Source organism: Methyloceanibacter sp. wino2 (assembly GCF_003071365.1).
In the GTDB taxonomy this organism is placed as follows: Bacteria; Pseudomonadota; Alphaproteobacteria; order Rhizobiales; family Methyloligellaceae; genus Methyloceanibacter.
In genome coordinates, this window is sequence record NZ_CP028960.1 from 2,073,914 (window position 1) to 2,099,763 (window position 25,850).

At 63.6% G+C, this 25,850-nt stretch carries 26 protein-coding genes and 1 tRNA gene; 9 read left to right on the top strand and 18 right to left on the bottom strand.

All coding sequences use genetic code 11. The features are described 5' to 3' along the window. The first annotated feature begins 41 nt into the window (after positions 1-41). On the top strand, positions 42-965 hold the full coding sequence (locus tag DCY11_RS09715) for a 3-hydroxybutyryl-CoA dehydrogenase (RefSeq protein WP_108682722.1): 924 nt from the start codon (positions 42-44) through the stop codon (positions 963-965). A gap of 69 nt (positions 966-1,034) precedes the next feature. After that, on the top strand, positions 1,035-1,658 hold the full coding sequence (locus DCY11_RS09720; protein WP_108682723.1) for a hypothetical protein: 624 nt from the start codon (positions 1,035-1,037) through the stop codon (positions 1,656-1,658). 3 nt (positions 1,659-1,661) lie between these two features. Here DCY11_RS09720 and DCY11_RS15550 read toward each other — a convergent pair whose 3' ends face one another. The 10 genes from DCY11_RS15550 to DCY11_RS09765 all read right to left on the bottom strand — a co-directional run bounded on the left by DCY11_RS15550 (position 1,662) and on the right by DCY11_RS09765 (position 12,192). After that, positions 1,662-2,141 (bottom strand): hypothetical protein, encoded by a 480-nt coding sequence (locus DCY11_RS15550; protein WP_159079927.1) that lies wholly within the window; start codon positions 2,139-2,141, stop codon positions 1,662-1,664. 103 nt (positions 2,142-2,244) lie between these two features. Then, a complete protein-coding gene (locus DCY11_RS09725; protein WP_108682724.1) occupies positions 2,245-3,123 on the bottom strand; it encodes an ion transporter in 879 nt (292 codons plus the stop codon). A gap of 196 nt (positions 3,124-3,319) precedes the next feature. Continuing rightward, on the bottom strand, positions 3,320-3,598 hold the full coding sequence (locus DCY11_RS09730) for a hypothetical protein (RefSeq protein WP_159079928.1): 279 nt from the start codon (positions 3,596-3,598) through the stop codon (positions 3,320-3,322). A gap of 218 nt (positions 3,599-3,816) precedes the next feature. Further along, positions 3,817-4,650, bottom strand: a complete 834-nt coding sequence (locus DCY11_RS09735; protein ID WP_108683775.1) for an LssY C-terminal domain-containing protein — start codon at positions 4,648-4,650, stop codon at positions 3,817-3,819. 106 nt (positions 4,651-4,756) lie between these two features. Then, positions 4,757-5,581, bottom strand: a complete 825-nt coding sequence (locus DCY11_RS09740) for a 3-hydroxybutyrate dehydrogenase (protein ID WP_108682726.1) — start codon at positions 5,579-5,581, stop codon at positions 4,757-4,759. Positions 5,582-5,727: 146 nt separating this feature from the next. After that, positions 5,728-5,862 carry a cytochrome bd-I oxidase subunit CydX gene (gene cydX, locus DCY11_RS09745; RefSeq protein ID WP_108682727.1) on the bottom strand — a complete coding sequence of 45 codons (135 nt, stop codon included), beginning with the start codon at positions 5,860-5,862 and terminating at the stop codon, positions 5,728-5,730. A gap of 17 nt (positions 5,863-5,879) precedes the next feature. Next, complete coding sequence (gene cydB / locus DCY11_RS09750; protein ID WP_108682728.1) at positions 5,880-7,046, bottom strand: cytochrome d ubiquinol oxidase subunit II; 1,167 nt, start codon at positions 7,044-7,046, stop codon at positions 5,880-5,882. A gap of 5 nt (positions 7,047-7,051) precedes the next feature. Next, entirely contained in the window at positions 7,052-8,713 is a 1,662-nt protein-coding gene (locus DCY11_RS09755) for a cytochrome ubiquinol oxidase subunit I (RefSeq protein WP_108682729.1), read from the bottom strand. A 108-nt stretch (positions 8,714-8,821) separates the two neighbouring features. Next, positions 8,822-10,486, bottom strand: a complete 1,665-nt coding sequence (locus tag DCY11_RS09760) for an amino acid ABC transporter ATP-binding/permease protein (protein ID WP_108682730.1) — start codon at positions 10,484-10,486, stop codon at positions 8,822-8,824. Next, a complete protein-coding gene (locus DCY11_RS09765) occupies positions 10,483-12,192 on the bottom strand; it encodes an ABC transporter ATP-binding protein/permease (RefSeq protein ID WP_108682731.1) in 1,710 nt (569 codons plus the stop codon). Before DCY11_RS09765 ends, DCY11_RS09760 begins: the two co-directional genes overlap by 4 nt. 167 nt (positions 12,193-12,359) lie before the next feature. Here DCY11_RS09765 and DCY11_RS09770 point away from each other — a divergent pair, with 167 nt between their 5' ends. Next, on the top strand, positions 12,360-12,764 hold the full coding sequence (locus DCY11_RS09770) for an Ivy family c-type lysozyme inhibitor (protein WP_159079929.1): 405 nt from the start codon (positions 12,360-12,362) through the stop codon (positions 12,762-12,764). Between the two features lies 1 nt (position 12,765). Here the strand turns inward: DCY11_RS09770 and DCY11_RS09775 are convergent, their stop codons facing one another. The 3 genes from DCY11_RS09775 to DCY11_RS09785 are packed head-to-tail and all read right to left on the bottom strand — an operon-like array spanning position 12,766 to position 15,091. After that, positions 12,766-14,154 (bottom strand): HAMP domain-containing sensor histidine kinase, encoded by a 1,389-nt coding sequence (locus tag DCY11_RS09775; protein ID WP_108682733.1) that lies wholly within the window; start codon positions 14,152-14,154, stop codon positions 12,766-12,768. Then, positions 14,151-14,819 carry a response regulator transcription factor gene (locus tag DCY11_RS09780; RefSeq protein ID WP_108682734.1) on the bottom strand — a complete coding sequence of 223 codons (669 nt, stop codon included), beginning with the start codon at positions 14,817-14,819 and terminating at the stop codon, positions 14,151-14,153. The genes DCY11_RS09775 and DCY11_RS09780 overlap by 4 nt, the downstream gene beginning before the upstream one ends. After that, a complete protein-coding gene (locus DCY11_RS09785) occupies positions 14,819-15,091 on the bottom strand; it encodes a PepSY domain-containing protein (RefSeq protein ID WP_208430438.1) in 273 nt (90 codons plus the stop codon). Before DCY11_RS09785 ends, DCY11_RS09780 begins: the two co-directional genes overlap by 1 nt. A gap of 183 nt (positions 15,092-15,274) precedes the next feature. Between DCY11_RS09785 and DCY11_RS09790 the strand changes: the two genes are divergently transcribed. Further along, on the top strand, positions 15,275-15,559 hold the full coding sequence (locus DCY11_RS09790) for a PepSY domain-containing protein (RefSeq protein WP_108682736.1): 285 nt from the start codon (positions 15,275-15,277) through the stop codon (positions 15,557-15,559). A 191-nt stretch (positions 15,560-15,750) separates the two neighbouring features. Here the strand turns inward: DCY11_RS09790 and DCY11_RS09795 are convergent, their stop codons facing one another. Both DCY11_RS09795 and DCY11_RS09800 read right to left on the bottom strand, forming a co-directional pair. Further along, positions 15,751-17,151, bottom strand: a complete 1,401-nt coding sequence (locus DCY11_RS09795) for an OprO/OprP family phosphate-selective porin (RefSeq protein WP_108682737.1) — start codon at positions 17,149-17,151, stop codon at positions 15,751-15,753. 70 nt (positions 17,152-17,221) lie between these two features. Then, positions 17,222-17,575, bottom strand: coding sequence for a winged helix-turn-helix domain-containing protein (locus DCY11_RS09800; protein ID WP_108683776.1), 354 nt, complete (start codon positions 17,573-17,575; stop codon positions 17,222-17,224). 441 nt (positions 17,576-18,016) lie between these two features. On the opposite strand from DCY11_RS09800, the gene DCY11_RS09805 reads away from it, so the two are divergent. The 3 genes from DCY11_RS09805 to DCY11_RS09815 all read left to right on the top strand — a co-directional run bounded on the left by DCY11_RS09805 (position 18,017) and on the right by DCY11_RS09815 (position 21,103). Beyond that, positions 18,017-18,313: a hypothetical protein gene (locus tag DCY11_RS09805; protein ID WP_108682738.1), complete on the top strand. Its 297-nt coding sequence runs from the start codon at positions 18,017-18,019 to the stop codon at positions 18,311-18,313. A gap of 9 nt (positions 18,314-18,322) precedes the next feature. Next, complete coding sequence (locus DCY11_RS09810; RefSeq protein WP_108682739.1) at positions 18,323-19,111, top strand: ABC transporter substrate-binding protein; 789 nt, start codon at positions 18,323-18,325, stop codon at positions 19,109-19,111. A 300-nt stretch (positions 19,112-19,411) separates the two neighbouring features. Then, positions 19,412-21,103 carry a mechanosensitive ion channel family protein gene (locus DCY11_RS09815; protein ID WP_159079931.1) on the top strand — a complete coding sequence of 564 codons (1,692 nt, stop codon included), beginning with the start codon at positions 19,412-19,414 and terminating at the stop codon, positions 21,101-21,103. A gap of 77 nt (positions 21,104-21,180) precedes the next feature. Here DCY11_RS09815 and DCY11_RS09820 read toward each other — a convergent pair. Further along, positions 21,181-21,257, bottom strand: a tRNA-Arg gene (locus DCY11_RS09820). Positions 21,258-21,430: 173 nt separating this feature from the next. Between DCY11_RS09820 and DCY11_RS09825 the strand changes: the two genes are divergently transcribed. Beyond that, positions 21,431-22,840, top strand: coding sequence for a multicopper oxidase family protein (locus DCY11_RS09825; RefSeq protein ID WP_208430439.1), 1,410 nt, complete (start codon positions 21,431-21,433; stop codon positions 22,838-22,840). 35 nt (positions 22,841-22,875) lie between these two features. Here the strand turns inward: DCY11_RS09825 and ppk2 are convergent, their stop codons facing one another. Further along, positions 22,876-23,805, bottom strand: a complete 930-nt coding sequence (gene ppk2, locus DCY11_RS09830) for a polyphosphate kinase 2 (RefSeq protein ID WP_208430440.1) — start codon at positions 23,803-23,805, stop codon at positions 22,876-22,878. 201 nt (positions 23,806-24,006) lie between these two features. Between ppk2 and DCY11_RS09835 the strand changes: the two genes are divergently transcribed. Beyond that, entirely contained in the window at positions 24,007-24,840 is an 834-nt protein-coding gene (locus tag DCY11_RS09835; RefSeq protein ID WP_108682741.1) for a thermonuclease family protein, read from the top strand. Positions 24,841-24,933: 93 nt separating this feature from the next. On the opposite strand, the gene DCY11_RS09840 is transcribed toward DCY11_RS09835, so the two are convergent. Continuing rightward, the gene (locus tag DCY11_RS09840) at positions 24,934-25,629 is read right to left on the bottom strand and encodes a CarD family transcriptional regulator (RefSeq protein WP_371515046.1); all 696 of its coding nucleotides are present in this window, start codon (positions 25,627-25,629) and stop codon (positions 24,934-24,936) included. Positions 25,630-25,850 lie beyond the last annotated feature (221 nt).

The following is a 25,850-nucleotide window of genomic DNA, read 5'->3' on the forward strand; positions in this document are numbered from 1 at the left end:
TCACGTGCGGACAACGCGCGGGACTGGCTGGGTAAGTCACGATGGACGGGCCGGGCGACGGCCCGGTTTCGGAGCAGGAGCGTAGAGTGGAGCCTATTCGTAAAGTGGGCGTCGTTGGCGCGGGCCAGATGGGACGCGGTATCGCGCATGTGGTCGCGCTCAGCGGCTACGATGTGGCCATCAACGATCTTTCCAAGGAAGCCTATGACTCGGCCGTCGGGTCGATCACCAAGAACCTCACGCGCCAAGCGTCCAAGGGGAAGATCTCCGAGGACGAAATGAACACGGCTCTGGCCCGGATTTCCTTTGCGGAGAACTACGAGGGCCTGTCGGACGCCGATCTCGTTATCGAGGCGGCGACCGAGGATGAAACGGTCAAGCGCAAGATTTTCGTCGCGGTGTGTCCGTTCCTGAAGCCGGATACGATCCTTGCGACGAACACGTCCTCCATTTCCATTACGCGTCTTGCCGCCACGACCGACCGGCCCGAGCGCTTCATCGGTATGCATTTCATGAACCCGGTTCCGGTCATGGAACTGGTGGAGATGATCCGCGGTATCGCAACCGACGATGCGACCTTCGTGCGCGCGAAGGAACTCGTGGGCTCGCTGGGTAAGACCATTGCGGTGTCCGAAGATTTTCCCGCCTTCATGGTCAACCGCATCCTGCTGCCGATGATCAACGAAGCGGTCTACACGCTTTACGAGGGCGTGGGCTCCGTGGACGCGATCGATACGGCCATGCGGCTTGGAGCAAACCACCCGATGGGGCCCTTGCAGCTTGCCGATTTCATCGGGCTGGATACCTGCCTTTCGATCATGCAGGTCCTTTATGAGGGGCTTGCGGATTCCAAGTACCGGCCGTGCCCGCTTCTCGTGAAATACGTTGAAGCCGGGTGGCTGGGACGCAAGAGCAATCGCGGTTTCTACGACTACCGCGGCGACGAGCCGATGCCCACGCGCTGAGGCGCCAGACTTCATTTGGCATTGCGCCGGCGCGCGAGCCTGCCCTGCGGTTCCGATGGGAGGAAAGCAATGAGCACTTCATTCTCGCGTTTCGCCGGCCTTGTGGTGGCGCTGACCGTGCTCGTTGCGGGTCATGGTGCGTTCGCCGCCTGCGATCCCGAAACCGCCCTGTACGAAGACGAATTCGATTTTCTCGATGTCTCGTGGGGCAGTGCGGATGACAGCATTCTCATCAATGACGATGCTCTCCAGATCCAAGGCTCGGGAGGGGTCGTCAATCTCGAGACGAAGACGAAGGCCGCCGACGTCTGCGTCGACGTGACGATCGAGGAAGCCGAGAAGGCTTCCGACAGTCCGGCAGGCGTCGTGTTCTGGTGGCAAGATTGGCAGAACTACTACGCGGTCTTCGTGTGGGCCGACGGCTGGGTCGAAGTCCGCCGCATGGAAGACGGTGAGTCGAAGACCCTGTTCACCCAGGAAGCCGACGCGGTCAACGCGGGCGCCGGCGCTGTCAACAACATCGAACTCGCGCTGCAGCCGAAAGATGCCACGTTGATCGTGAACGGGACGGAAGTCCGCCGTTTCAAGGCGAAGGGCCCCAAGGATGGCGGTGCGGTGGGTCTCTACGGCATCTCGCCGGATGGTGCGCCAGCTACTTTCAGCTTCGACAATCTCATCGTCAACGCGCGCTAGGCCCTAGCGGCCGAACAGCCAGTCCTCGAAAGTCGCGCGCGACTTTCTAAGATCCTCGGCGGCACTCATGCGCGGCGCGAGGTTCGGATCGCCGCGTTCGGGAGAGGGCGACGACGGCGCCCGCATGTCCCGTTCAGCCGACCGTGTCATAGCCTGGCGTGGCGCCCCGGGGTCCGTCGCATGCGGACTGACGGTCACGGTCGATCGCGCACCGGCCTGTAGGTCCGTATGGGCCAGCCGCGGGTTCGGTCCTGGCGCCGCGCCACGGGGCGACATTCGGATATTGGACAAAGAGTGCCGCCGGCTGCGCGCCTCGCGCTCTGCCCGTGTGGCCCGTACCTGATTGAGTTCCGCCGGGGCGAGCCGGGGAGCAGGAGAGGGCTGCATGCGGCTGGTGGTTTCTCCGGACGGGGTTTCCGCATGCGCGGCAGCAGCGCATACGACCAGCGAAACGGAGAGCGTTCTCGCGAGGAGCTTCAGCATGCCTGTTTCTTACGTCCGGCGGCCCGTTCCAGCAAGCCGTTCCGCTTGAAGCATCTTGCCCCCTCCAGGTTGCTGAGGAGGGCAGGGCTCTACGGCCTGTCCCTCAGGTCCCCTCCCGCTTGGCGTTCGAAAGCAGCGCGCCGGACAGGGTCTCGAGGCGCGCCTCGATCCGCGCAAGCCGCGCATCGATGGACGGGGCGGTGATGGGGTTTTCGCTCGCGATCATCTCCGGCGCATGTGCGTCGGGGTTCCCCTCCAGCTTTTCGTGTTCGGCCTGCAAGGTTTGGATGACGATGCCGATCATCATGTTGAGGAAGATGAAGGCCACCAGGAAGATGAAGCTGAGATAGAACAGCCAGCTCAGCGGATAGACCGCCATGGTCTCGTACATCACGTCGGTCCAATCCTCGAACGTCGCCACGCGGAAGAGCGTCAGCATGGCGATGGAGATGTTGCCCCACAGGGTCGGATTGATCTCCGCGAAGAAGATGCTGCCGGCGGCGCCGTAGATGTAGAAGATGATGAACATCAGAAGCGTCACGTAGCCCATGCGCGGGATCGCCTGGAGCAGCGCATTCAGCAGCACCTGCAGTTCCGGGATCATCGATACGAGCCGCAGCACCCTGAAGATGCGCAGTAGCCGTCCGAGAAGCGCCATCTCGCTCTCGTCGATGGGAATGAGGCTCGCGGTCACGATCACGAAGTCGAAGATGTTCCACCCTTTCGAGAAGAACCGCTTCAGATTGTGCTCCGCCGCCATGCGGATGAGCAGCTCGACCAGGAAGAAGATCGTGACGGCATAGTCGAGAGCCTTGAGCCCCGCGGTGAGCTTGGGCCCTAGGGGATAGGTGCCGATGCCGACCTTGAGTGCCGAAATCACGATGACCGTGATGACGAACAGCTCGAAAATCTTGTTGCTGCGGATATCGATGAAGAACTTTTTCAGACCGGGGGCCCGGTCCAGCACTGTCTTGTCGTTCATTCGTCTCTCGGTATCGGGTCCTTCGTGGCGCTCTGTTGATCGGCGATCCTAGCGAGGATTGTGGTTGAAAGGCGTATGACACCGCGCCGCTCTTTGCCAGCCATACGGGTCGCGCCGGTCCGGGCGTGGACAGGCGCAATTGGCTCCGGGGCGGCCGTCCAGCCGTCGCCTACGGTCGTCGTGTCGACGCGATCGGCTAGGAGGAGAGGCCGCGCTTGAGATCGTCGAAGGTCAGGGCCGGAACGATGTCGATGGCGGCATCCAGCGCGGCGAACATCATCTCGTTCAATTTCGGCAGGAGAGCCACGTCCTCCAGGTCGAAGAAGATGTAGCCTGTGCGCTCGCCGCCCTCGACCATGAAGTAGGCGGCCTCGGCCTGAGTTTCGGTGATCACGGCCTGGATGACCTGCCCCAAAGAGCCGTCCTCGAAGGCTTCGTTTCCACGCTCCACGGGAATTGAGAATCGCATCATCATTCGCATTGCAGGCGTCTCCTTGGTGTCGGGTCACCATAGCCAATCCGATATGCAGAAGAATGACTTAGGTAGTAATTTCTGTGGCTCGTCTTGTTGTAAATCTGTCATGAGAGAGCGCTACAGTCGGAACTTCCCTGACTATTATCTAGTCCTCAGAAAGCCCCGGGCGCCTCGTGCGGCCGGGGTTTTCTCTCTTCTTTGCCCGTTTGTTGCGGCGCTCAGGCCACTGGCGGGGCCGCCTCCGCCGTGAGCGGCGCGACGGCGATGATCCCGTCGGTCACGTAATGGTTGACCTTTCCGGCCGCCAGTTCCTCGCCCGCCTCGTACAGGTCGACGACACCGATCGTGCCGTGGCGGGAAAGCTCGGCCATGATGAAGTCCCGTTCGGCGTTGGTGTCCGAGTCGGTCGCATGGGTGATCTGGAAGGTGAGGCGCGTCAGGGAGAAGCCCGTATCCTTGGTGCCGGCGCCGACCCATAGGACGCGCTCGCGGGTGTCGGGCCGGTTGGTGCCATGCCAAAAAACATCGTCCACGGTCTGCGCCTCGGTCAGGCACTTCGCCCAGAACCGGACATGGTGGCGTTTGCGCGGGCTGTTGCCGATGGGCTTCTGGAAGCCGATGTCCTGGCCGCGCCCGAACAGGTAGAGCGTCGAGAACGGCGCCTTGGGATAGGACGTGTTAAGGACGAACGCCCGGACCATCCCCCAGGAGCTCGACAGCGTGAGCGGGTCGGCTTCGTGCCACCCCGCCTTGGCAAAGGCGGCGCGCAGTTCATCGAAGGTCCCCTCCAAAGCCAGGTTGACGGGATCGCCCGGCAGGCCGTCGCCGGTAATGGTGAAACTCGGCACGTGCTTGTGCCGGAGGACCATGAGGCCCATCCGCACGGTATAGGGAAGGATGACGTAGGCCCCGAGCGCATAGGTAGCCACGAGCGCGAGGACCGACGGCAGTTCCCCGTCGACCCACTGGAATACGTTGACGATCAGCCAGATACCAACGGCGCCCAGGGCGAGGACCGCCAGACGCTGCAGGATCAGAATCACGAGTCTCACGGCGCCCAATAGAGCACAGATTCGCGCCCGGCGCGCCGCTGAGAAAATGCTCCCCTGGGGCGGTTAACGGGCTGGTCCGTAGCCGGAACTGTCGGGATCCTAAGAGCTAGTGCGCTGTCCAGCCGCCGTCGGCCGAGATCGTGGTGCCGGTGATCGAGGTGGCGGCGTCGGAGGTGAGGAAGAGCGCGATGCCGCCCAGCTCTTCCACGGTCGCGAAGCGCTTGTTGGGCTGGCCGGCCAGGAGGACGTTGCGGATGACGTCTTCGCGGGGGATGCCGTGGGCGGCAGCCTGCTCGCCGATCTGCTTCTCCACGAGGGGCGTATAGACATAGCCCGGGCAGATGGCGTTGCAGGTGATGCCCTTTTCGGCGGCTTCCAGGGCCGTGACCTTGGTCAAGCCGACCATGCCGTGCTTGGCCGCCACATAGGCGGATTTGAACGGCGACGCGATCAGGCCATGAGCCGAGGCGACATTGATGATCCGCCCCCAACCCTTCTCCACCATGCCGGGCAGCGCGAGCCGGGTCGTGTGGAAGGCCGAGCTCAGGTTGATCGCGAGGATCGCGTCCCATTTGGCGACAGGGAAGGTCTCGAGCGGCTCGACATGCTGGATGCCCGCATTGTTGACCAGGACATCCACCGCGCCGAATTCGCCGAGGATGTACGTGAACATCTCTTCGATGTCCTCGGGCTTGGACATGTCCGCGCCGGAATAGGTCACGGGCACCCCGAATTCCTCGGCGATCGCGTTCTGCTCCGCGTCGATTGCGTCGGGATCGCCAAACCCGTTGAGGACCACGGCGGAACCGGCGGACGCGAGGGCGCGGGCGATGCCAAGACCGATGCCGCTGGTCGAGCCGGTGACGAGGGAGACTTTGTCTTTCAGGCTTTGGGGTGTGGCCGTGCCTTGCTCGGGGGTCATGAGGTCCATCGTCCTTGCGTCCTTCGCTGTCCAGTACCGGTCACGGCCGGGTCGGGCCGATGCGGGGCACAGGTTAGCGTGCGCAGGCTAGTGGAACTATGACGCAAGCCGTCACACGTGGATGGCCCGTTTGCGGCGCCTGAAGGGCTGCCGGATCAGCTGTCCGTGGGTTCGCCGCCGCCCTGCTGCTCGATCAGCATGCGGTCGCGCTGCATCTCCAGCCACATGGCGTTCACGACCGCGAACATCGCGGCCAAGGGCAGCCCGAGAAGCCAAGCAAAATACCACATTGTGTCGGGCTCCTTTCTTAGTAGACGGAGTCGGAGGAACCGGTCACCTCCGCCTCGGTCACCTTGCCCCACAGGACCTTGTAGACCCAGGCCGTGTAGGCGAGGACGATCGGCATGAAGATGACCGTCGCGATCAGCATGATGAACAGCGTGTTGTGGGACGACGAGGCGTCCCAGACGGTCAGCGAGGAATTCGGATCGAACGACGACGGCAGGATGAAGGGGAACATCGTCAGTCCGACGGACGAGATGGCGCCGAAGATGCCGAGCTGCGACCACAGCAGCGTGGAAACTTCGCGGTCCGAGCGCAGGTCCCGCACGGCCATGATCATGCCGGCGAAGCCCAGGATCGGCGCGATCACGATCCACGGCCGGTCGGCATAGGCCGTCAGCCATGTGCTGGAGCGCGTCACCTCGGAAAAGAGCGGGTTGGACGGTCCGTCGGTCACGACCTCGCCCACGATGGCGTAGCCCTGGAAGCCGAAGGCGAGCCACAGCCCGGCCAAGGCATAGCCGGCGATGGTCACCATGCCCGCCACCGATCCGATGGACCGCGCCCGTGCGGCCACGGGATCCTCGGCCTTCAGGGCGAGCCAGGCCGCGCCATGGGTCAGCAGCATGGCCACGGATACAATGCCCGTCAGAAGCGCGAAGGGGTTCAACAGGTCGAGGAATTTCCAAAGGTAGGAGCTGCCCTCGTAATAGGAGACCAGTTCCGGCGACAGCCTGAAGGGCACGCCTTCGAGGACGTTTCCGACCGCGACGCCGAAGATGAGGGCAGGGACCGCGCCGCCGACGAACAGGGCCCAGTCCCAGGTGCTGCGCCAGGCCTGTCCGTCGCGCTTGGAGCGATATTTGAACGCGACGGGCCTCAAGATGAGTGCCGCGAGCACGGCGAACATCGCGAGATAAAAACCGGAGAAGCTGACCGCGTAGACGAGCGGCCACGCCGCGAAGATCGCGCCGCCGCCAAGAATGAACCAGACTTGGTTGCCTTCCCAGACAGGGCCCACGGTGTTGATAGCGATGCGGCGCTCGACGTCGGTCTTCGCCACGAAAGGCAGGAGCGCGCCGACGCCCATGTCGAAGCCGTCCGTCATCGCGAACCCAATGAGGAGAACGCCCAGAAGCACCCACCAAATGACGCGAAGAACGTCGTATGTGATCAAGTCGGCAAGGATCATGACATTTACTCCGCGGGGGCCGGGGCGGCGAGAGCGCCCTCATCCATTGCACCCAGCCGGCGCTCATGCTGCGCCTGCCAGGCTTCGGTTTCCTCTACGTCCTGGAACGGCCCTTTCCGGATGTATTTGATCATCAGGGCCATCTCGATGATGAAGAGGATCGAGTAGAAGGTGACGAATCCGGCCAAGGTGATGAGGAGATCCTGCACCGAGAGCTGGCTTGCGGACAGCGCGGTGGGAAGGACCCCGTCGACAGTCCAAGGCTGGCGGCCGAACTCTGCGACGAACCAGCCCATCTCGGCTGCGATCCAAGGCGCGGGGATGAGGAACACCGCGAAGATCAAGGCCCAGCGCGGATAGCGCTCGCCGCCGAAGCTCGACTTCCAGAAGAAGTAGGCCATGAAGGCGATGAACAGGAAGCCGAGGCCGACCATGATGCGGAACGCCCAGAACAGCGGCGCGACCCCGGGGATCGTGTCGTTGGCGGCTTTTTCGATCTGCTCCGGCGTGGCTTTGGCCGGATCGTCCACGTAGCGTTTCAGCAGGAGCGCGAAACCGAGATTGTCGGAATTGTCCTCGAACGCCTTGCGAAGCTCCGGCGAGATCGTCACGGCGGAGGGGTCTCTATCCGGTCGAATACCGCTTGCCCGGGCCGCCTCCCGCTCGGCGCGGATTTGCATCAGCGCGTCGTAGGCCACGACGCCGCTTTCGATGCGCTTTTGCGCTTCGGCGACGAGTTCCTCGATGCCGGGGATGGGGTCGGTCAGGGAGCGCGTGCCGATAATGCCCATGACCCACGGAATGTGGACGGCGTAGTGCGTCTCGCGGGCTTCCTGATCCGGGAAGCCGATCAGCGTGAAGGAGGCCGGCGGCTTCTCCGTCTTCCACATGGCCTCGATCGCGGCGAGTTTCATCTTCTGGGTGTGGCTGGCCGTGTAGCCCGATTCATCGCCAAGCACCACGACCGACAGCGCCGAAGCCAAGCCAAAGGCGGCTGCGACCGAAATGGACCGGCGCGACAGCTCCACATGCCGGTCCTTGAGCAGGTACCAGGCCGAGACGCCAAGGACGAAGACCGAAGCGGTGACATAGCCGGCCGAAACGGTGTGTACGAACTTGGCCTGTGCGACGGGGTTGAACAGGACGTCGTAGAACGACGTCATTTCCATCCGCATCGTGTCCGGATTGAAGACGGAGCCGACGGGGTTCTGCATCCAGCCGTTGGCGATCAGGATCCACAGCGCGGACAGGTTCGAGCCGAGCGCCACGAGCCAGGTCACCGTGAGGTGGCCGACTTTCGAAAGCTTGTCCCAGCCGAAGAAGAAAAGGCCCACGAACGTCGCTTCGAGGAAGAAGGCCATCAGGCCCTCGACGGCGAGCGGCGCCCCGAAAATGTCGCCGACATAGTGGCTGTAGTAGCTCCAGTTCATGCCGAACTGGAATTCCATGGTGATGCCCGTCGCGACGCCCAAAACGAAGTTGATGCCGAACAGGGTGCCCCAGAACTTGGTCATCTGCCGCCAGATTGGCCGGCCGGTCATCACATAGACCGTCTCCATGATCGCGATGATGATCGACAGACCCAACGTCAGTGGGACGAAGAGAAAGTGATACATCGCGGTCATCGCGAATTGCAGTCGCGATAGTTCGACGACACCGAGTTCCATGACAAACGGTCTCCCAGCCTTTGGTGCGCACTTCTCAGCTCCGGGACCTTACAGCCACGGCGCGCGGGACGCTCCTAACACCCTGTCACAGAGACACTGTGACATACCTCAAATGCGGGGAGAAACCGTCAGGGCACACCGGTGCCCGAAGACGGGGTGCCCAGCCCCCCGATGAAGCGCCGCTACAATAGCAGCATCCGGCAGCGCCCGGCGAATGCCAATAAGTACGAGGTGTGAACTTTCATCGTCGAGCCCTTCGGTGGGCTCGTCGAGCAGCAGCAGGCGGGGGCGTTTCAGCAAGGCGCGCGCGAGACATAGTCTCCTGGCTTGCCCGCCGGAGAGACCGGCGCCGCCCTCGCCGAGTTGTGTATCCAGCCCACCGCGCGCGTCGAACGTGTGTTGGAGATCCGCTGCCGCCAAGGCCGCCCACATCTCGTCGTCGGTCGCGTCGGCGGCCAGGGCCAAATTCTCACGCACCGTGCCGCGCAGAAGCGCGCTGCGCTGGGGCACCATGGTGACGACTTCCCGGAACGCCGAATCTTCCCAGTCGCATGGGGGTTTTCCCAGAACGGCGATTTCCTGGCCGCCGTCCTGCGGGCCCGCCGCCAGGAGCCCGGCGATCTGCAGCAGGAGCGTCGTCTTACCGATGCCGCTTGCGCCCGTGAGAGCGGCGGTGTCGCCCGCGCGCAGGTCGAGGCTGAAATCGGGGCGCCAAATGGTGAGCACGGCCGGCTCATCTCCACGCGTGGGAGCCGGCGCTGGCTGGCTGGCGCTGCTTGTGGGAATCGCGGTGCGTAAAGGCTGGGCCGCATCGAAGCCGCCGATACGCTGCGCGGCGCCCGCCATGCGGCCGAGTTCGGCGAAGCCGCGCCGCAACGGCAGGACTGTCTCCGCGAGGGCTAGGGCCACGAACACGCCGATGGCGGCGACGGCCGGGCCGGTCCCGTTGTCCGTTACCAGCCAGACGCCGATCGCGAGCGCCGCCCCGGCGACGAGGGTGACGAGAACGCTCAAGCGGAACGCGGCCGCGCGCTCCGCCTCATCGAGTTGCCGGGCCGCCTGCCTCAGTCTTCCGTCGGTCTTCAACAGCACGTCTTCCCGTGCGCCAATGCGGCCGCGCAGGATCAGGGCTTCGCGGTCCCGGATCGTGTCGATCAGCCCACGCCGCAGGTCTTGCGCCTCGATCTCCGCGGTGTGCGATGGGTGTAGACCTTCGCGACCGAGGCGCCACAGGATCAGCGCCGCGAACGGCACGTAGCCGATGAGGATGGCCCAGGCCATGGGCCATCCAACGAGCCATCCCAGTACCCAGAACACAGCGAGATGAGCCAACAGTGCCGCCATGACCGGGAGCAGCAGGCGCAAGGCAAGCCCGTCCAGCGCGTCCACGTCGGCGACGATGCGCGTCAGAACGCCTTCGCTGCGCAGTTGCATGAGGCCGCGCGCGTCCCGCGTCGCCTCCTGTTCCAGGAGCCTGACGCGCAGCTTCGCCAGCGCGCGTAAGGTCGCGTCGTGGGTGAGGAGTCTTTCTCCATAGCGGGCCGCGGCGCGGCCGAGCGCCAGGAAACGGACGCCCGCCGAGGGACGAAAGAAATCGAAGGCGATGCCGATGCCGGCGATCCCGGCAAGGCCCGAGGCCGTGATGAACCAGCCCGACAGGCCAAGCAGGGCCGCGCCCATGAGCAGCACCGTGATCGAAAGCAGGGCGCCGCGGGCCATGGCCCAGGGCGCGGCGCTCAGCAGGAAGCGCAGGACATGGACGAGCGCCTTCATCGGCCCCCCTCGGAGGCGTGAAGTGCGTGCACGAGCGGCAAATGCACTTGGCGGTCCATGGCGGAAGCCAGCGCCGGGTCGTGGGTCGCCACGATAAGTGTACGTCCTTGCTCTTTCAGCCGGACGAGCGCCTCGATCACGCGTTTCGCGGTATCCGCGTCGAGGTCCGCCGTCGGTTCGTCGGCAAGAATCACGTCGCTATCGTCGAGAGCCGCGCGTGCGATCATCAGGCGGCGCGCCTCGCCACCCGATACGCCGCCGCCGGTCTCGCCAAGCGTCGTCGCAAGGCCGTGGGGCAATCGCTCGACGACGTCGCGCGCGCCGGCGATGTCGAGCGCGGGGGCAGGGTCGCGTCCCGTATCGTCCGGGTCGAGCCAGGCGGCAAGCGTCTCGTCGGGAAAATGCGGCCGCTGAGGGATCAGCGACAAGCGTGCGCGCCAGGCGTCCGCCGTCTCGGCCCCAAGCGCCCGCCCGCAGACCGTGATGGCGCCCGCATCCAGCGGCACGAGCCCGGCGATGCTTGCGAGCGCCGTCGTCTTGCCGGACCCGCTGGGACCGGTCAGCGCGACGGACTCTCCGGCTTTCAGCGCGAGGTCGGGGAGGGGGAGCGCGCGGCCGGGCAGGGCGGCTACTGCTTTCGACAGCGCGACGGACGCCGGTCCGTCGAGCGGCGCGGCGCGCATGCCCGTACCCACCAAAGCCACGCGTTCCGCTTCATCGAGCGCGTCGAGGTCGGCGACGACCGCGAAGCCTGCCGCTCGGTCATGCCAGGCGGCGGCAAGGTCGCGCATGGGCTGGAAGAATTCCGGCGCGATCAAGAGCAGGAATATGCCTTCCCGCAGCGTAAGCGGCGTGCCCCAAGTGCCGAAATTGAGTTCGCCGAGGAGGGAGAAGCCGACGAACACGGCCATCATCGCGACGCCGATGGCCGCGAACAGTTCGAGCACCGTCGAGGACAGGAAGGCGATGCGCAGCACCGCCATGCTCTTCTCGCGCAGGCTTTCGGCACGCGCCTCGAAATCGCGGGCGGCCCGTTGTGTGGCTCCGAGCAGGCGGATGTCGAGCATGGCAGAGAGCCGCTCCATCAGCATGTCGTTCATGGTGCCGATCTCGCGCATCTGCTGGCGCGAGGCGTCTTCCGCCGCCATGCCGACCAGCGCCATGAAGATCGGGATCAGCGGGCCGGAAATCAGAAGGAGCAGGCCCGCAGCCCAGGACACCGTGATGACGAGCGCTGCCAGCGCCAGCGGCAGGATCGCCGTGCGCATCATGGCGACGTGGTAGCGCGTCACCCATGCCTGAAGCAGCGGCAGTTTCTGCACGGCGAGGGCTGCGATCTCGGCCGAGCCCGCCTCGGACGGGTTGCGCGCCTCGCGCCGGATCAGGATCTCGCGCTCACGGGCGATGGTGCGGTCGGCGGCGTCGAAAAGAAGACGGCCCGAAAGCCGGTCGAGACCGGCCCGGATGACGCCCAACACAACAAAGCCCGCGATCGCGAGCAGTGTGTTGTCCGCCATACTCGCGTCCGAGCCCGAGCCCGCGACCCCGACCGAGATGATCCAGGCGATCAGTGCGGCTTGAAGCGGCCAGATGAGCCCCGCGGCCACGGCGAGCAAGGCGGCACGACGCAACGTATCGCGAACGGGCGCAATGATCCGGGCTTGTGCGCGCTGCCGGCTGTCGTCGTGCTCCGTGCTGTCTTCCATCACGCCTTTATTATGCCACTCAACGGACCGCCCGCCGTGCGTCCGGCAGGGAGACCGATCGCGGGAGAAGTTTTGACATAGCAGATTGATCTAGGGGGATCTGAACTGCTTTCCGGCTCCTGTTCGCATGCTAAGGTCGGCCTCCCTTTTTCGTCATGGAGCGACCAATGCTTGCCAGATTCCTGCTCACTCTTCTTCTGTTTGGGGCCGCTCCGGCCATGGCGCAGGCCCCCGAGGGCCCGTATCTCCCCGATCTGATGAATGAGCAGCCAGCCTACCTCACGGCCTGGAAAGAGATGGTCGCGAGCGAAAAGCTGCCGGCATGGGTCGACACCTTCACCAAAACTCAAGGCGCAGTCTCCACGCCGGTGACGACGGTTCCGGTGGCGGGGCAGTCCTATACCCTTGGCTGGATTTGCAAACCGCACGATTGCGGCGGCAACGAAGTCTATGTGCTGTTCGCGCCCGAAGCGCGGCAGGCGTGGGGCCTTCTGATCAGCGACGACAAGCGCAGCTGGCTCGGCAATCCGGACGCGGCCGTTCAAGCCGCGATCGAGAGCGGCGTCCAGTAGTTTAGGCTTCGCGCGCCGGATTGAGCCGGATCACGGCGGCTTCTTTTGCCGGGATCGACATCGTCACACAAAATTGCCGTTCCGCCGTCTTGAAGGACAGGTCGGCCGACCAAACGTCGACGATGTCCTTGACGATGGCGAGGCCAAGCCCCGTGCCGGGCACGGATGTATCGAGGCGTGCGCCCCGCGTCAGCATCCTGTCCCACTGCTCGGCAGGGATTCCGGGCCCGTCGTCGCTCACGACGATGCTGGTCGTGTCCGCGTCGCGCCGCGCGGCAATCGCGACCGTGGATTTGGCATGGCGCACGGCGTTCTCGGTCAGGTTTCCGATGGCTTCGGACAGATCGTCGGGGTCGATACGCGCGACGATCTCGGACGGAAGATCGAGCTTCCATTTGAGCCGTCGCCCTTCCGGGGTCCGCTGCATAACGCGCGCCACGCGCGCGGCGACCTCGCCGACATCCGCGGCGACGTTCGGATTGGGCGATGCGATGCGCGCCCGCGAGAGCTGATGGTCCGCGTGGCGCTGCAGCGCCTGGACGATCTCCTCGATCTCCGCGGCGACCTCGAACTCGCCCTTGCGCTTCAACTGATCCGCGTCGCTCAGAAGCACCTGTAGCGGCGTCTTGAGACCGTGCGCGAGATCGGCGGCGCGAAGTCGCGCCCGCTCGACCTGCTGGTCGCGGGCATCGAGCAGCGCGTCGACTTCCGACGCAAGCGGCTGGACTTCGTCCGGAAAGCCGCCGCCCAGGCGCCCGCGCTTGCCGGTTCGAATGGCGCCGAGTTTCTGCTGCATGGCGGCGAGGGGCCTCAAGCCGACGCGAACCTGGAACCAGGACGCGAGAACCAACAGGACGCCGATAAAAAGAAGAAACGGCGCGAGCACCGAGGCGAAGCGGTATACGGCCGCGGAGACCTCGGCCGCATCGACGGCGACGGCGGCCTGCGCCGTGGCCCCGCCGAGACGGTCGGAGAGCGCAACGCGGCGCTGCAGCAGATAGAGTTGGCTGCCGTCCGGTCCTGCCACACGGGAGTGATGGGCCGCGTCGTCGACGTCCCCGTCGGACGGCAGATCGATCTCGAAGTCCCAGAGCGACCGCGAACGCAGGACAGGTCCGTCCGGCACGACCACGATCTGCCAGTACCGGCCCGACAAGGGCTGTTCGAAGCGCGGATCCGCAGGGGGCGCGGTCACGGTGAATGTGCCGTCGGCATCTTTGTCGATACCGGCGATCACCTGGTCGAGATAGCCGTCGAGTTCGCCATCCACCCAGCGCTCGACGTGATCCCTGAAGAGAAATGTCAGGCCGCCGGCCGCGAGCGCCAGGGCTGCGAGGACAAAGCCAACGGCACCGAGGAGCAGCCGAAACCGCAAGGACGAGAAGCTCATGCGCTCTCTCCGTTGGCGATGGAATAGCCGAACCCGCGCCGGGTCTCGATGGCGCCCGCGCCGAGCTTCTTGCGCAGACGGGTGATGACGGCCTCCAAGGCGTTGGCGTCGCGCGAATCGTCGTCGCCGTAGAGATGCTCCAGGAGTTCGCCCGCCGGAACGACGCGGCCCTTGTGGTGCATCAGATACGCCATCAAGCGGTATTCGAGCGGGGACACCTGAACCTGGACGCCGTCCACGGCGAGGTGCATCTGCTTGGTGTCGAGCCGCATGTTCCCGGCTTCCAGTATAGGTGTTCCGTGGCCGGCAGCGCGCCGGATCAACGCGCGCACGCGCGCCACGAGTTCCTCCATGCGGAAGGGTTTGGCGAGGTAGTCGTCGGCGCCGGCGTCAATACCCTCGACGCGTTCGGGCCATGCGCCGCGGGCGGTCAGCACGAGAACGGGCACTTGGCGCCCTGCGGCGCGCCAGCGCTTCAGCACGACCAGCCCGTCCATCTTCGGCAAGCCCAGATCGAGGATGATGAGATCGTATGCCTCGGTTTCGCCCCGGAACCAGGCGTCCTCGCCGTCGGTGGCCAGGTCGCAGCCATAGCCGGCGGCCGAAAGGGTCCGCTCGATCTCCGAGCGGATGCGCGCGTCGTCCTCCACGATCAGTATTCGCATCAGTCGTCGTCCTCGATATCGAGGATCTTTCCGGTCGGCGCATCGACCTCGATTTCCCTCACCTTGCCGTCCGGCCCCAGGATCTTGAGCTCGTAGACATAGGCGCCGTCGTCGAGTTCGAGCTCGACTTCGAGCAGGTCGCCGGACGCCTTGTCGCCTGCGCGCTCGAGGATTTCGGCAAGCGGCAGGACACGACCTTCCTTCACGAGGCGCCGTGCCTCCTGGTGGCCGATATCGTCACCGCCATAGGCGGCTCCGGTGGCTATCGCCACAGCAAAAACCAGCGCCATTGCGGCAAGCCAGGCGCGGTGTTCGAAAATAGGTCCGGACATAAAAGTGAATGTGGGTGGGAATGGCTGACATTTCACTGACATGGCGGGTCAGGGCGCCGTCAGAGAGGTTCTGGCAGGTTCGGCGCAGGCAACAGAACACCGAAAAAACTGAGGAGCAAAACCATGAAGAAGTATGCCACCAACGCCGTGCTCGGTCTCTCGATGCTGATCGCCGTTCCCACCCTGGCCTTGGCCGATCGGGACGCCAATCGCTTGAATGTGCCCCGGGATCAGTGGCTGGCCCCGTCGGAGATTGCCGATCGTCTCTCTTCGAAGGGCTACAAGGTCACCGAGATCGAGGCGGACGACGGTGCCTACGAGGCCGACGTCGTCAAGAACGGCACGCGCATGGAGGTCCATGTGCATCCGGCCACCGGCGAGATCCTCGTGGGCTACGACCGCGACTAGTAGCGTAGGGATATCGCGCGGCGAAATCGGCCGATGTCTCGGTATCCCAAGTGCTGGCCGTGATTTTCATGGCCGCCCCGCTCCGAGCCCTTAGAGAGCTCGGGGCGGGCTTTTATTTGCCTCACTGGTCGGACGCGGACGCGGGCGAGAGCCTTCGCAAGAGTCCGCGTTCTGTTTTTCCTTGCGAGACGCTACCAATCGAGCTGGGCGCGCATGCCGACACCGGTGATCTCGGCGCCGTCGTTGACCCCACCTGAGATCTCCGACTGGTTCACGTTCAGCATCAGCCGCGCGTAGTCGTTGAGATACCAATTGAGACCGATCAGCCAGGTCTCCTGCTCGCCGCAGCCGGTACAACCCGGGATGAGCGCCGACTGGTCGGAAAGATCGATCACGTCGTAGCGCCCGGCGATCTGCCACGCGCCCCAGCCGCCGCTTCCGTCATAGACGGGGTTCTGCACCTTCACGCGTACGAATTGGCCTTTGGAATAGGGCCTCGATTCGCCCGTGAGGAACCAGCTCGCATCGACATACCAGCCGTTATAGGTCGGGTCGGCACTCCCAAGCGCCGTCGGGGCCTCGACCGTGTCTTGCGCGTATTCGCCCTGAACGGAGAACGGTCCGAGCACGACCGCGCCTTCCAAGGCCCATAGCGTATCGGAGTCGCCGAATTGCGGCGTGTATACAAAGCGATCGGCGAGATGCAGGTCCGCTCCCCGGGCGCGATAGCGGAACAAGGGATCGTCGCTGCCGTCGCGCGACTCGCCCGAGGCGTCGCGGTGGCGGACGCTGCCGCCCAGATGGACGACTTGGCGGTCCCGGTTGATGGGCGCCGCGGTGATCCGTGCCGAGAAGGTCGTGCCGTCATCGAAATACGCCGTCTGGTTCGCTTCCGCCGCCGTGCCGAAAATGCCGGCTTCAGCCGTCCAGTGCTTGTTCTCGTAGTAGGACACGCCGCCGCCGATCAGCCGTTCGATGCTGAAGGCATCGATGAACGACGCCTTCTCCATGAACGTGATGTAGTTGGCGCTCATGAGAGCTTCGAGCGAGTTGTACGTCTTGAAATGACCTGCTCTCAGATTGACGGGCAGTCCGGTGTATTCGATGTAGGCATCCTTGATGGCCGTATTGTCGCCGGCGAAATCGAGCTCGAACTTGTAGGTCCAGTCGTAGAACAGGACGCCCTCGACGCCGAGCCGCGCGCGGCGTAGCTCGACCGCGCTGACGTCTGGGTCGCCGGTGATCGCCGTGTCCTGATTGATGCCGTTGTAGTCGACATTGATCCGTCCACGTACTTTGAACTTGAACTTTCCGTCGTTGTTGGAAAGCTCCGGCGCGCCTTTCCATTTGACCTTCAAGTCGAGAGGCTCGGCGGCCGGGGTGCGGTTCGACGAACGCGCTGCTGCGGCTTGGGCCTTGGCCTCGTCGACTTGGCGTTTCAGTTCTTGCATCTGGGCCTCCATGGCCCGCATCTGCGCTTCGAGCTCGTCGACATTGGCAGCCTTGGCCACCGGTGCGTTCGCGATTGAGACAGCAAGCACAGCGATGCTTGCGAGCAGACACAGTCCGCCCTTGTGCAGTTTCCGATTCATTGAAAAAGCCCCCGCTTCTTTGCTAGACGCCGACGTTCGGTTTTCGGCGTGCCAAGACTTCCGTGTGTTCCTAGTCGTCCCTCATGTCGTGCCCGATGCGGGCGAACTCTTCTTGCATGGCTTGATTGGATCGCGCGTCCGCGCGCCGATACGCGTCGATGACCGCTCGGCCGAAGTCGGTGACTTGCGCGCCGCCTCCGCCTGAGCCGCCGGGCGACGTGCTTACGAGCATCTTGCCGAACATCTCGTTGAGTGCGCTGACGAGAAGCCATGCACGCCGGTAGGACATGCCGAGTTCGCGCCCTGCGGCAGAGATGGAGCCCACGCGCTCGATTGTTTCGAGCAGATCCACTTTTCCGGGCCCCAGCACGAGGCCCGGCCGCACCATGATGCGGAGCCGGGGAAAAGGACGCGGCTGAGCCATGTCCTGGACGGACGACGCCCGCGCACCAGTTGCCTCATCCTTCTTCGTCACCGGCCTCGGATTCATCGCGGTCGCCTTGCTCGACACTCATGAGAACTGCTGCATCCGCTATATCTGATCAGATATAGCGGAGTCCAGTGCTGTGTTTGGAGACTTGACGGGGAACCCGCAGATTGCGTGCGGCTCGCGCGCTCGTCGCTTGTGCAAATGCGCGCAGGACGGCGTGGCTGCACATACTTCGAGGTATGTAGCTGTGGAAGGTGTGTCTCGCGGTGACTGCTTCGTGCCGAAGACCGGCAGGAGGTCGGCAAGTTTCGTCACGATGCCTGCCATAAGACGGGAACGATTTTTACCAAGCTCTTCGGATGGACGGGCCTATCGCCCACAAACGGCCCAAGTTCGCACTGCATACCGTACGGACAAACCAAGAGGAGGCGCTGGATGACGTTCAAAGGTTCGAGATCGGCGATCGTGTTTTCCGTGCTCGCGTGTTTTGCGGGTGCGAGCCCATCGGTGGCATGGGCACAAGCCGGCAATATCTCCAAGGATATGGAGACGTATTGCGTCAACGACTACAAGAAATTCTGCGGCGATTACGGGCTGCAAACCTCGGCACTCAATCTTTGCATGAGGAAGGCTGGTCCGAGCCTGTCGCCGGCGTGCGTCAAAGCACTGGTCCGGGCTGGAAAGATTTCGCAAGCCGAGGTGGATCGCATCAAGGCACAGATGGGTCGTTAGAGGGTTTCAATGATGAACAAATTTGCTTGTTTCGCTATTACCGCCGCCCTTGGACTTGCCTGCAGCAATGCCTTTGCGGATGAGAGCTGCACCAAGATTACGGCCACGGGCCATCCGGCCTATCCTGTCATCGCGTTCAAGGACGGCGACAACATCGCCGGCGCAGCGCCCGAGCTCGTCGCGGCGATCGCCAAGACCCTCAAGGTGCCGCTCGAGTCGAAAGACATGGGCACCTGGGAAGAAGCGCAAGCTGCAACGCGCGACGGCAAGGCCGATCTCATCTTCGGCATCTACTACAACGATGAGCGTGCCGGTTATCTCGACTACGTCCAACCCGCGTTCATGTACGACGACGTGGCGGTCTTTGTGCTCAAGGGCAAGGAGTTCCCTTTCAAGGACAAGAACGATCTGGTCGGCAAGAAGGGCGTGACGAACAAGGGCGAGAGCTACGGCAACGAGTTCGATGCCTTCATGAAGGACAAGCTCGATGTCACGCGCACGAACGGCATCGGTGAAGCGTTCGAAGCGCTTACGTCGGGGAAGGCCGACTATCTGATCGCGGGCTACTATCCCGGCACCGCCGAGGCGGCAAAGGACGGGTTGAAGGACAAAGTCGTCCCGCTCGACCAGGCATTGCTGACCGCCGAGATGTTCGTTGCCTTCTCCAAGAAGTCGCCGTGCCGGTCTTTGGCCTCAGGCTTCGGCGAGGGCATCACGACCCTGACCACGGACGGCAGTTTCGACGGGATGATCAAGGACGCCACGTCCACCTGGGACAAGGCGCAGACGAAGAACTAGGCCGCAAGGCAAGGTGAGCTTGAAAGCGACGCCTTGCCTGTGCTCACGATCGGGTCGCAGCCCGAGACGTCTGTCTGACTTTGGCGCGGCGCCCGCTCTTTGACCCGGAGCGGGCGCAAGCGCGCCAGGACAACGATGGTGCCCAGCGATAGACCACGCGGGCATCTCGCTTCGCTCCAACACTTTGGAGTGCGCCGCTGCGTCATTTCTTCCGATCAACGACAACACACTCGTTGGATCAGAATACTCTGATCAGGGCCTGAACACCTATAGGCCGTCGAGAACGGAAGGACGCCGACGTTGATTAGAAGATTCTGGCATCGGGCCGCTCTCTTCAGCACGTTGTTTCTTCTCGCAAGCGGGGCTTGGGCCGATACGGCCAAGCCTCTTCTTGCGATCGACACGTCGAGCCCGCGGGCGACGATGCAAACGTTCCTCGACGTCACCCAGGCCCTCGAGTCCGCCGCGATCAAACTGCGTTCCGAACCCGGTCCTGCGGCCCAGGCCGAAGCGGAATCTTTGATGCGCAAGGCGCTCAGAACGCTCGATCTAAGCCAAGTGCGGCCTAGTGCACGGCGCGAAATAGGCGGCGACGCGGTCGTCTTCCTCGTCGATATCTTGCGCCGCATCGACCTTCCTCCTTTGGACTCGATCCCCGATGCCGCCGATTTTCCGGATGGTGACACACCTGCCAGCTGGACCATCCCCGGCACCGAGATCACCATCAGCCGGGTGATGGAGGGGCCGTCGAAAGGGCAATTCCTCTTCAGTCCTGACACAGTCACCAGGGCCGGTGAGTTCTACGACCTAACGAAGCAGCTTCCATTGAAGATGCCCTCTCAGGTGCCGAACTGGCGCGAGGCGCAACTTCAGTTCCACGGCTGGATGATTCCGCCGGATCTGACGCGCTCCTTGCCGCGCACGTTGAAACAGCCCGTTCTCGACACGCCTATATGGAAGATCATTGCCGCGATCGGCATCTTCGCTGTTTTGGCGGTTGCCTTGCTGCTGCTCAGACAGGTCACGAAGCCAAAGCCGAAGGCACGTGCGCTTGGGCGCTATCTGCGCCGCCTCTTGCTGCCCGTTGCCATGTTGATCGGGATCTTCGGCGCCGAGGTGCTGATCACCGAACAAGTCATGGTCCTCGGCACCTTCGCCGACATGGTCGATCTCTTTGTCGAGATCGCGTTCTACGTAGCGGCCGCGTGGGTCGCGTGGCTCTTCATCTCGATCCTCGTGGAATGGGTGATCACGTCGCCCCAGATTCCGGAAAAGAGCTTGGATGCCAATCTCCTCCGGCTGCTCGGCCGTGTCCTTGGGATTTTGGCGGTGGCAAGCATCGCGGCTTATGGCGCGCAACAGTTGGGTCTGCCGGTCCTGGGTGTTTTGGCCGGCCTTGGTGTCGGTGGTCTTGCCGTGGCGCTGGCCGCTCAGAACAGCCTGGAGAATCTGATCGGCGGGCTCAATCTCTACGCGGATCGCCCCATACGCGTCGGTGACTTTTGCGACTATGCCGGCATCAAGGGGACGGTCGAGTACATCGGGCTCCGGTCGACGCGGATACGGGGAGCCGACCGCACCGTAACGTCGGTCCCCAACTCGATGCTCGCCAAGACGCAGGTGACGAACTATGCGCTGCGCGATCACTTGCTGTTCCGGCACGTGCTGGACTTGCGGTACGAGACGACCACCGAACAGCTGCGCACGGTGTGCAACAGCATCCGCGAGCTTTTGTCGTCACATCCGAATGTGAGTCAGAGCCTCGCGCCGCCGCGGGCGCATGTGGTCTGCTTCGGCGAGTGGTCAATTCAGGTCGAAGTCCAGGCCTATCTCGATGTGGCGCCGGGCAAGTTCCTTGCAACACAGGAGGAACTGCTCTTGGCGATCGCCGAGATCATTGGTGAGACCGGCACTACCTTCGCCTTCCCGTCGCAGACCAACTACGTCGTCACAGAGACGGCCGGCGAGGACTCGTCGAGTCCACGGGCGTAGAAGGCGAATCCAATAATCCGGGTCGTGCTGGGATAAGGTCCCGGCATTGCTGACGAGACGTCAGCGGCTGTCTTGTTTGGTGACCCCGACAGGATTCGAACCTGTGACCCTCAGATTAGGAATCTGATGCTCTATCCTGCTGAGCTACGGGGCCATTGCCTTTAGTAGCTACACCGGGGTCTCGGTTTTCGCCACCCCGTATGCCGCGATCCTGGCTCCCGCACCCGACAACGTGACGCGGGTCTCGGGTCCGCTCTCCCTCTGGAATCATGCGGTTTGAGCGGGTAGGGTCTCGCATAGATCGTTGAAAACATTGGAAATATTCTAATGAAAAAGAGTCCGGAGATGGATCGCCGGTCGTTCCTGGCGCTGGCCGGGGCAGGCGCGGCTGGCCTTTGGCTCCCGGTTGGCGTCTCGGCGCTTGCCAAGTCCGCCGAGGCGACGCCATCGACATTTCGGATCCAGACCGCGCGCTACCGTCTGCGCGACGCGGTGACCGAGAATCTGGTCAGCGTGTTTCCCGACGCGCCGCCGCCGGTCTTGCGTATGACGCAAGGGGTGCCGTTCTCGATCGATGTGACGAACACGCTGGAGGAGGCCACGACGATCCATTGGCATGGCTTGCGCGTGCCGAACAAGATGGATGGCGTTCCGTATCTCACCCAGTTTCCGATCCAACAGGACGAAACCTGGCGCTACAGCTACACGCCTGACGATGCCGGGGTGTACTGGTATCACCCCCATTGCCGCACCATGGAGCAGATCGCGCGCGGGCTCACCGGGATCATCGTCGTCGCGGAAAGGGACGACCCCGGGTTCGACGGGGAGACGGTCCTGAACCTGCGCGACTTCCGCATAGGCAAGGACGATCAGTTCATGCAGCTCTATTCGGCGCGGGCGGCCGCGCGCGCCGGCACGTTCGGCACGGTGATGACGGCGAACTGGGAACAGAACCCGGTCTACGAGCATCCGGCCGGTTCGCTGGTGCGCCTGCGCCTCGGCGCGACCGACACCACGCGCTTTTATCCGCTCACCTTCGACGGCGGGGAGGGACGCATTATCGGCGCTGACGGCCATCCGTTGCGCGAGGAGTTGCCGTGGCCGACCGGGGAGGCGCCCATCCTGGTCGCGCCGGGACAGCGGCTCGACGTGGCGCTGCGGATGCCGGACACCGAAGGCGAGGAGATCGTGGTGACCTACCGGTCCCTCCAGAAGACGCGGAAGCTGGCGACGCTGCGTGCGACGGGATCAAGCCTCGGCCGCTCGCTCGATGAGTTGACGCCGCTACCGCCCAACGACGTCCCCGACTTCGATCCGAGGGGGCTGGAAGTGGTGGAGATGGTTTTCGGCTGGTCGCCAGACGGATTGAAGCCGAACAACGGCTTTTGCGGTTCGTTCGGCTATACGTTCTGGTCCATCGACCGCAAGCCTTGGCCCGGTGACGCGGCCAAGGGGATCGCGCCGGTCGCGGAGCTGAAGCTCGGCAAGGCCTATGTCCTGCGCTTACGCAATTCGAGCCCGAACCGGCACCCGATCCATCTCCACGGTCAGGTGTTTCGCCCCTTGCGTTCGAACAAGCGCGTGCTGCCGTCCAACTGGACCGACACGGTCGTCCTGGACAAGGAAGAGACCATCGACATCGGCTTCGTGGCCGACAACCCGGGCGATTGGGCCTTCCACTGCCACGTGATCGAGCACCAGAAATCCGGCCTCGCGGGTTTCATCCGCGTGAGCTGAGGCGGCGCGCGGCGTCCGCTTCTTCGTAGGCTCACTTAATAGATCTTTGGCACGTAGAGTTCGGGCGACAGTGTCTTGCGGTCATAGTCGGGGCTGAAGACACGGTCCGGCAGCTCGATCTTGTCGTAGGGCACGTCCTCATAGGGGATCTTGGACAGAAGGTGCTCGATGCAATTGAGCCGTTCGCGCTTCTTGTCGTTGCCTTCCACGATGTACCAAGGCGCTTCGGGGATGCTCGTGCGCGCGAACATCTCTTCCTTGGCCTTGGTGTACTGCTCCCAGCGGACGCGCGACTGCAGGTCCATCGGCGACAGCTTCCATTGCTTCATGGGATCGTGGATGCGGATCATGAACCGCAGCTGCTGTTCCTCGTCGGTGATCGAGAGCCAGTACTTCAACACGATGATGCCGTTACGCACGAGCATGCGTTCGAATTCCGGGACGTCCTGAAAGAACCGTTCGACCTGGTTCTCGCTCGCGAACCCCATGACGCGTTCGACGCCGGACCGGTTGTACCAGGAGCGGTCGAACAGAACGATCTCGCCGCCCGATGGAAGGTGCGGGACATAGCGCTGGAAGTACCACTGCGTCTGTTCGCGCTCGGACGGTTTCTGCAAAGCGACCACTCTGGCGGTGCGGGGATTGAGCCGCTGCGTGATGCGTTTGATGACGCCGCCTTTGCCGGCGGAGTCACGACCCTCGAAAATGATCAGAACCTTGGAACCGGTCGCCTCGACCCAGCTTTGCATCTTGATGAGCTCTGCCTGGAGACGGAGGAGATTCCTGAGATAGATGCGCCGGTCGAGAGCGTCGGGGTGGGCCTCTTTGTAGATCTCCCGCAGCTCCTCACTCAGCATCGGCTCGGAGAGTTCGGCTTCAAGGGTCTCGTCGAGAGTCTCTTCGAGTTCTGACTCAACCCAGTCCTTCATGTTCTTTCGGCCCGTCTCATTCGGATCGTCGGTCATCGGAGATCTCTCGTTGTTCGTCGTCTATGTGAGGTCGTCGGCTCAGCTGTAACTCTCGCCAGCGAGATTAAAACTTTTGTGTCAGCGGCAACACTTCTCCGAACAGGAACCCGACAAAGTCAACCGCGCGATGACATTGGGGGAACTTGAGGGTGCTTGCGTGCCCTGTTCGAGTGCTTGCGGCCTCCGTAGAATGCATGAATGCGCATCCGGGCTCTCCTGATCAGTGTCGGACTTGCTCCTGTCGTTGCTCTCGGCGCGCTCGCGTCCGAGGCGTTGGCCGGCGCGTGCGACCTGCCGGCGGGCGAAACGGTAGCGGTATCCTCTGTTATCGACGGAGAGACGCTGGAACTCGATGATGGCCGCGCGGTGCGGCTGCTGGGGGTGCTGGCGCCGTCACCGCCGGCGGATTGGGACGGGGTCGAGCCGTGGCCTTTCGCGGCGCAGGCGCAGGAGGCGCTCGCCGAGTTGGTGCAAGGCGCTTCGGTCAGCCTGCATTTCGATGCGCGGCAGGAGGACCGGTACGGGCGTCTGCTGGCGCAGGTCTTCCTTACCCGCGACGCCGAGCCGGTTTGGGTTCAAGAGGCGCTGGTCGCGAAAGGTCTCGCCCGCGTGGCGGCGCAGCCCGACATGAGCGCCTGCCTCGATCCGCTCCTCGCCGCGGAGGCTGAGGCGCGGGAAGGAAGGCGCGGGGTCTGGCGTTCTCTGACCTATCAGGTCCGCGATGCGCACGATCCCAAGTCGCTCGGCTACCGGCGTCACACCTACCAGCTCGTCGAGGGCAAGGTGCATGGCATCGGCGAGGGAAAGACACGCGTCTACGTCAATTTCGCAGAAGACTGGCGCGAGGATTTCACCGTGGTCATCAAGCGCAAGCGGCTCCCGGTTCTGGAGGCCGCGGGCCTCGACCTGATGAGCTTGCCGGGTCGGCGCGTGCGCGTGCGGGGCTGGGTGGAATGGTGGAACGGCCCGATGATCGAGATCTCACACCCGGAAGAAATCGAGATCCTGGAGACTTCGTCCGGCGCGGGGTGAGGCCCGCGTCAGCGTCAGGCACGAGTCTCCCGAAAATGAAAAGGCCGGGCGCGAGGCCCGGCCTTGTCTCATCGTGGCAATAGGAAGCTTACCTTAGGCGGCGGCTTTCCCGGCCTCGGCGGCCTCGGCGGCGGCCTTGATCGTGCGCGCCGACTTCGCGAGGATGTCGTCGATCTTGGCGACGGCGCTTTCCTCGTCCAGCTTCTCGACGGCGGCCAGTTCGCGCGCCATACGGTCGAGCGCAGCTTCATAGAGCTGACGCTCCGAGTAGGACTGCTCCGGCTGAGCCTCGGACCGGTACAGGTCGCGGACCACCTCGGCGATGGAAATCAGATCGCCGGAGTTGATCTTGGCTTCGTACTCCTGGGCGCGGCGCGACCACATGGTGCGCTTCACGCGGGCCTTGCCCTTCAGCGTGGTCAGGGCCTTCTTGACGATCTTGTCTTCGGAAAGCTTGCGCATGCCGACGCTCTCGAGCTTCGTGGTCGGCACCCGAAGGGTCATCTTGTCCTTGTCGAAGCTGATCACGAACAGCTCGAGCTTCGCGCCGGCGATCTCCTGCTCTTCGATGGACGTGATGCGGCCCACGCCATGGGCCGGGTACACGATGTATTCGTTCGTCCGAAAACCGTTCCGCTGCTGGGGTCTCTTCTTTTCCGCCATATGCTCGCCTCGCTGTTTGAAAGTCGTGGGGCGCGTCGGAACCAAGGCGCTTGAGCTTGTCTGCGTCGATTTCGGCCAGCGACGGGGTCGCTGGCGTCGCCCGGTGGGGGCGGTCTCGCTGACAATAAGGAAGCGTTCGATCAGGGGCCCTGATCGCTCAACTCCTTGGAAGCTCAGAAAAAAAGCGCGCCCAACCGGCTCGCCTCTCTTGGTGCCTCACGCGCCGACAGTTTGCGCCATTTCGAACACACCATATCACAAAAAACGCCAAATCGGAAGTCGCCCGCTCCGGCGGCATGGCCAATTTCAAGGCAGTGACTGTGGCATTTTGACCGAAAGGTTAACGC